Genomic DNA, 6,670 nt, shown 5'->3' with positions numbered 1-6,670 from the left:
GTCTAAACAAGTGCTGTATAAAGTTAATTGCTCCCGGTCTTCTCCTTGTTGATATTCCATTTTTAAAGATAAAAAAAATTAAAAATATATCCTTAAAAAAAGACTGTAATGATGGCATGGTTTTGAGACAGTCTGACGGTCTTGTATATTTGTCAGTTGTGGGAATTTGGAATTAAAGATAATAAAAAGAACTGACTTTGACGCGTAAGCGTTTGTGTCCGCAGGACACAGAACCACAATTGCTAATATACGTTGTTAGCAAACGGCTTTATCGTACAGTTTATTTATTAATATATATTGGGATGAAAAATCCGTATGCACCATTGTTTTTCCTTCCAGATTTTTCAATCTATTTGCAATTTCATCAATTAACTCTATTCTTTTTGGCATATCATTGTCAATAAAATCAAAATTTTCTAGCATATATTCAGCAACTAAATCCTCCGAAACAGTAAATATGTGCGCATAAATTGAGGTCGTATCGTAATTCGATTTTTTATTGTCATTTATTTCCATTATTGAATCCGCAACAACTTGAAGTTCATCTTGAGTAAGATTAGGAATAATTGTATTCAATTTTTCCCATTCTACATACTCTAAATTTTGCAATGGATAAATCAATTCCAAATGATTTATATATCTCAATTCAAGAAATTCCCGACTTTTAGCTATCAGTCTGATTTGAATATATAGTTTTTCAATTATCTCCAAGTGATTTATTTTTACAGCTGTTTGCTAACGGTTGTGGGCTATGAAAAGTAGCGTGGAAATACACGCTATATTTTTCGAGTAGTTATTGTGTTTATAGACATACAAAACCTACTGACTTAACCACTTAGCAGCTATTTTTTATAGCCCGTGTTATGCACTGGGTTTCCCGCGTTCTGCTTGGTTTTCATAGTAATTTACTTTCTTTTTAGTTCTAAACGAGCAAGCTCTTTTGCAATTTTGAGCGTTGGGTTTTGTAGTGGAAATTGCAAATGTGCTTGTGACTTTTGTGACTTTGTTTGATTAATTAATAATTATTTCTGTCTCAACCTTCTGTTTTATCAAAATTGTAAACATGATTATCGTCCATTCTTAATATGAATTCGCTATTTGAAATGGAGATGATTTCATATTCAACGGTTTCTGATGTTTCTGAATAAATCACTTTGATAATTGTATCGTTTATTAACTCAAATGCCCCTGATTTACTATCAACTATGACACAGTCAATATCATTAAAACTATAATAGCGCGCATATGAAAAATTGTTTTCATCGTAAAAATGAATAAAAGTTGTTTTTTCACAGGGTGTTACGTCATTTTCATCTACTTTCTCCAAATACCATTTTCCGGACATCAACATCTGCTTTACTGTTTGTGCACTACTGTTATCATCATCACTACTGCAAGCAAAGGTAAGGCTTGCTAATACGATTATTAAAATTAATTGTTTTAGAGTTTTCATATTTTTTTGGGTTTTATAGGGGGTTAATGAATAATGTTTTTATGGACAGTCTCATAAAATAAATTATCTCAATTTTTAAAAGTAGTTTTACATTTTTGCATATCTTTCACTGCCAGTCCCAAAAGCTTTTGCGTTTGGGGATGTCGTAGTCCATATAGTTTTCTTGGGTTTGGGCTTGTTTTAGGTTTAGTGTATTTGCATTGTTTTATAATTTATACCGCCTTATCTACCCAACTCCCAGCAAGGTGCTAGGTTATACATAATTTCCGGATAAAAATTATACCCTTTAAATTCGTTCTCTTTTTTTTCAGGCAGGTTTCTTTGTTCATCTATGTTAAAGTAAACCAACTTGTTGTCTCTTATAACTTCAGTAATATGCAATGACACATAGATATCGGGTACTTGTCGGATTTTTACTTCAAATTGGGTCTTGATTGTATCTCCTTGTCTTCTTGCATCTATGGAGACATCATCATTTATCAATAAAGAATGCGTTTTTCGTTTATTCTTCCTCCCCTTTTTTTTATCTTCTTCATATTTTACATAGTATCCACACCCAACTCATCTCTCATAGGATAAGACATCAGTCTCTCCGAAATAAAGTGGTGCATAAGTTTCAGAAAAATAAACATTATTAACTGCATCTCTACAAAGTGTTCTTTGACCTAAACTATAGGATTGGATTTTACAATTCATATCGTTGTTAAAAAATTTATATCGTGCTTCTTTAGCTCCTATGGCATACAAATAGTTTTCTACCCACACTTCTGAAGGTATAATAGGATTGTGTTTACTTGAGTAATTGTTTTTAAATTTAAGTGTCCAAACACCTACTTTAATGAAGTCTTTTATCTCACCAACCAAGTACAATTTACTTTTGCCGTTAATCTTTATATCAGCTCTACTCCAAACGGACTCATTTGTTTTCAACAAAAGTTCAAAATCTTTTTTATACCCTGTAAAACAATACAAACCATCTGGTAAGAAGTTTCCATCTCTGGTTATAATAGTATTTTTAGCCGTTGCGAGAGGGTCTCTCCTTTCATAGTCAATATAATTTCTATACTCCAAAGTATCTTGAGCATTTATGAAAGAGTTTGTTAGCATAAAAATAAATATCAATCGCATAATTGGTTAATTTGGCGGATAATAGATTCGATAAAATACCCTATAATATTATCTTGAAATTTATCATTCTCAAAGATTGAAGATATTTCAGCATAAAGTGTAGGAGTGTCATTATAATCAAGCATTCTATTCCCTAATATTCCTTCAAGACTATTTTGGCAGAACTTTGATAAATTGGAAGAAATATCTCTATTACTAAAGTCTTTTAAACTTCTCCAATTTCTTGGTACGTGATATGTCTCAAAATTTAACTCCTTAGCATTATTTTTGTTAGTGTGTAAATATGTTCTCATCTTCTCCCACTGATAAGTAATAAAAGACTTGTAGGTTTTTTCTGCATCGGGCAGGTAACCCATAATATTTTCTAGGGTTTGTCCTTGTTGTAATTTTAAATCGCCCTCGCCTTCGTGGTTATCAAAAGGGTGGCGCAGGTTAAAATTATGACCTATTTCGTGAGCAATGAGCATTGTGCTGTTATTTTTTTAATCTTTTCTCAATTTTAAATACCAAAATTAAGTATATTATAAATGTCAAACCTGTTGGAAAAATTAAATAAACCATTGTAGGAAAATGATACAAAATAGAAATTATAAAAAAATATATAACACTAAAAATCGTCATTAAAATAAGTTTTACAGCAATATAATCATCGGATCCTTTTTTAAAATTGTTGATTCTAACAATATATACAAATGCTATCAATAAGGGGAAAACAAGTAATAAAATAATTGAAAAAACATAAATTAAATCAAAAATAATTTCCAAAAAAGACTCTGCCCCATTGTAAATATCTGAAAAAACACTTGGAGTATGACCACATCCAATACAATTGATATTCACAATTTTCCATCCAAAACTGCCGACAGGAGAAAGAAACAGGAAAAAAACCAAGATCAATAAAAAAATAATATCTTTATAGTATAAGAATATCTTTTTTAATAAATTCATCTGCAATTCGTTTTATTTCAGAATAAACAGCAAAGTCTCTACAGGCATTATCAGTGATAATCAGCTTTTTACCCTTGTTTGGTTCAGGATTTAGGATCTTTTTTAGGTCTAAAAAGTCAGAATTTTGAAGTAAAATTCCGCCTCTAAAAGGGTGCTTTCTTGGTAGAGAAGGTTTTTCAATATTATTATCCCAATACCCCAAGTCTTGGCTTCTCAACCCAAACAGATAGCGGTCATTAAAACTGAAGTCATCAAAAAATCGACTACCAACCTGTTCAATGCTTAAAATCCATCTGTCTAAAGACTCATTTTTCCATAAAACGCCTACAAAATAACAACGTTGAGAATATCTCCCAAGAGCAGTGCCAATATCATCAGTATCCCCAAAAGCAGAACCAATTGAAAAAGATTGAAAATAATTTTCTTTAGTAACAACTTCCTCATCAAGTCTTGTAGCTAAATTTTCATAATCTCCTATTTCTCCATTGTTGGTTCTGTTACTAAGATTATAGTTGAACAAATCAAGAGATCTTTTTACACTTGGAATACTTTCATTAAATAGAAACAAATTTAACCCGTCGGGATTGCTGGGAGTATATCCTAGGTTCTCAACAGACAAATACTGGACATGGTTGAAATATGCCTCTAAATTCTTTTTATCAATATTTTCAACACGCTTTTCGCTTATAAAAAACTCATAGGGAAATTGTATTGATTCCCCTGTTCCTTCGAGCCAATGTATTTGACACAAAGCTCCGTGTAAAAAATTCAACTTTGTCAATATGACAGGAAGGTTTAAAATAAGTTTCCCTTTTTTTGATAGTTTATCATATACCTTTTTGGGAATTTTACTCAAAAACTGCTTCTGTCGATTAATAATTTCATCTCCATAAATCTTTATATAACTGTCTTTATCCTTTTCTTGTTTTTCAGGAGCAATTATGTATAGGTAGTTATTTATCTCAGCATTTTCAACCAACTCACGTATTGATAAAGATTTTGTAGCTTTATACTCGTTCTCTTTACTACTTTTAATCTGTAATAAAAAAGTTAATTTTTGATTTCTTTCTGTTTCAAAAACATCTTCTTGTGAACAATCCCATATGATTTGATATACCCCGGGCTCATAGTAGCTTTCATCATCTTCTATAGGTTTGCTCTCCGGATTTGATGAAATTATAATGGGTTGTAAATGGTTCTCTTCATATATTTTATCCCTGTTTTTGTAAACGGAAAAAGTAAAACCTTCAAAAGAGCTGTGTAAAACTTCAAAATTGAAAATGATTTTTCTTTCAGTTTCATCATTACCTTCTTTTTTTATATATCCAACTCGTTCAGAGGTTTGAAGTTTTATACTTTGTATCTTAATCTCTATATTTTCCTTTTCTTGAATATTTACCCCAATCGTTTCCAATACAAACCGCATCAAATCCTCGTGTACCAAATGATTACCAAAAACCGCTTTGAAATCGGCTATGGTGGTGGGGTAGGTTTGGCTTTCGACATCTGCTGGGCTTGGAGCTTCTATGCCCTCTGCTGCAAGGTTTTTTAAGTAATCTTTAAACCGTTTGCCCAGGGTAAAACTAAGTTCGATACTGTCATCCTGTGCCACTTCGGCAAAGATACATACCTCCGACTCCCCGGCTTGTACAAACTGCTTTCTTACCGATGCTTTTACGTCTTTGGGATAGGTGTAGGCAATGAGGTTTATCAAGGTGCCGCTGCCGTCTATATCCAAAACCCGCCTTGCTGTTTTTTGCAATCCGTCAAAAAGTTCAGCACCGTCAAACGTCCACAAGCCTCTGCCCCTGTACAAAGGGATTTCCGGCAACAGCGTATCGGCAAAGTCGATGGAGTAATAAATTTCCCAATCGCTGTTAAAAACCTTATGCTCCCGGTTTTTTATAACCAATCTGTTGTATGCTGCCTCGGTCATAATTCATTTAGCCTTCCGTTTTGTCGAAAGTAATTAGCGAGCCATACATTTCTAAGACTAGTTCACTAGGAGTAATAGATTCTATATGAAATTGACCGGAAAAGCCATCATTTTCATAATTAACATCAATAACAGAATCACCAATAAGTACAAACGTACCGTTGTCGGAGCGGGCTATATCACAATTAGAAGATCCTACATAAAATTCAACTTCTTCAATCTTGTTGCCGTCAAAAAAGTGTATAAAAGATTTTTTTTCACAAGGAGTAATGTCAAAGCCATTACGCTTTTCTTGATACCATTTCCCCGACATCAACATTTGCTCTACGGTCTGCGAACCGTTATTATCGTCATCACTACCACAGCCTACGGTAACTATTGCCAATACGGCTATAAAAAATACTTGTTTTAGGGTTTCCATCATTTAAAATATTTAAAGGGTTATTATTCATTTTCTTCCGAAGTACAACAATTCCGTTAGAGAAGTATTACTCCATTGTCTTTTAAAAATAGGTTTGGTCATCGTAAAAGAGGTAACAATCCGACGTGTCGGGATTGTTCTTTGTATGCCTTTGATTCTTTCGGTTTTTGTATGTGGAATCATACTAGATGCTCCTTCTCTTGCTCCAACCACATAGCCTTTTTTGTCATACACCACACCGTCTTCATACCAACCAAAAAAATCACCGTCAAAACCAAAAATACAAAGGCTCTTACCCTTTTTTTCAATATAAGCAACCGGTGTTCCGTCCCACATAAAAAGGGTGGCATTTTTGTCATAGTCTATATACGCACGGGCTTCCCTGTCCTTGTCAAAAAGGGATATTTGCTGGGCGGACAGCGTGGATACGCTTAGTATCATCAAAGAAAAAAGCAATAATCGTTTCATCTTTTGTACTACTTAAATTGATTAGAAAAATTGCCGGGTTGTGCAATTGCGTTGGTTGAGAATAAAAATACAATCAGAGAAGTTGTACAAACTGTTTTTAGCATAAATGTCAATATGTTTTTCACCGTAATTTGAGGTTTAGGTCATCAAAATTCATTCCTTTTTTGAATTTTGTTGAGAAGTGTTTAGAATGAACGTGTTTTTTGTTTTTACCGTCTTTCTCTTACCATTACCCACAACGGCAGTCAGTCTCAAAACTACCAATTAATGCTCTTAAAAATAATATTTTTCTGATTTTTATGAAATTTATCGAGGA

At 33.0% G+C, this 6,670-nt stretch carries 9 protein-coding genes; all 9 read right to left on the bottom strand.

What is annotated here, in order from left to right; all coding sequences use genetic code 11:
* Positions 1 to 255: 255 nt before the first annotated feature.
* Positions 256 to 711, bottom strand: coding sequence for a hypothetical protein (locus tag FT993_RS08390; protein ID WP_147862105.1), 456 nt, complete (start codon positions 709 to 711; stop codon positions 256 to 258).
* A 322-nt stretch (positions 712 to 1,033) separates the two neighbouring features.
* Entirely contained in the window at positions 1,034 to 1,453 is a 420-nt protein-coding gene (locus tag FT993_RS08385) for a lipocalin family protein (RefSeq protein ID WP_147862104.1), read from the bottom strand.
* Between the two features lie 222 nt (positions 1,454 to 1,675).
* On the bottom strand, positions 1,676 to 1,936 hold the full coding sequence (locus tag FT993_RS08380) for a hypothetical protein (protein ID WP_147862103.1): 261 nt from the start codon (positions 1,934 to 1,936) through the stop codon (positions 1,676 to 1,678).
* Between the two features lie 78 nt (positions 1,937 to 2,014).
* Positions 2,015 to 2,581, bottom strand: coding sequence for a hypothetical protein (locus FT993_RS08375; protein WP_147862102.1), 567 nt, complete (start codon positions 2,579 to 2,581; stop codon positions 2,015 to 2,017).
* The gene (locus FT993_RS08370) at positions 2,572 to 3,048 is read right to left on the bottom strand and encodes a reprolysin-like metallopeptidase (RefSeq protein WP_147862101.1); all 477 of its coding nucleotides are present in this window, start codon (positions 3,046 to 3,048) and stop codon (positions 2,572 to 2,574) included. The genes FT993_RS08375 and FT993_RS08370 overlap by 10 nt, the downstream gene beginning before the upstream one ends.
* Before the next feature lie 7 nt (positions 3,049 to 3,055).
* The gene (locus tag FT993_RS08365) at positions 3,056 to 3,529 is read right to left on the bottom strand and encodes a hypothetical protein (protein ID WP_147862100.1); all 474 of its coding nucleotides are present in this window, start codon (positions 3,527 to 3,529) and stop codon (positions 3,056 to 3,058) included.
* Positions 3,495 to 5,465, bottom strand: coding sequence for a hypothetical protein (locus tag FT993_RS08360; protein WP_147862099.1), 1,971 nt, complete (start codon positions 5,463 to 5,465; stop codon positions 3,495 to 3,497). The genes FT993_RS08365 and FT993_RS08360 overlap by 35 nt, the downstream gene beginning before the upstream one ends.
* Positions 5,466 to 5,472: 7 nt before the next feature.
* Complete coding sequence (locus FT993_RS08355; RefSeq protein ID WP_147862098.1) at positions 5,473 to 5,889, bottom strand: lipocalin family protein; 417 nt, start codon at positions 5,887 to 5,889, stop codon at positions 5,473 to 5,475.
* 24 nt (positions 5,890 to 5,913) lie between these two features.
* Positions 5,914 to 6,354, bottom strand: coding sequence for a 4-fold beta flower protein (locus FT993_RS08350; RefSeq protein WP_147862097.1), 441 nt, complete (start codon positions 6,352 to 6,354; stop codon positions 5,914 to 5,916).
* Positions 6,355 to 6,670 lie beyond the last annotated feature (316 nt).

This window comes from Mesonia sp. HuA40 (assembly GCF_008017835.1).
Taxonomy (GTDB): domain Bacteria; phylum Bacteroidota; class Bacteroidia; order Flavobacteriales; family Flavobacteriaceae; genus Mesonia.
Note: the sequence above shows the minus strand (reverse complement) of the source record. Positions and strands in the feature narration are given on the sequence as shown.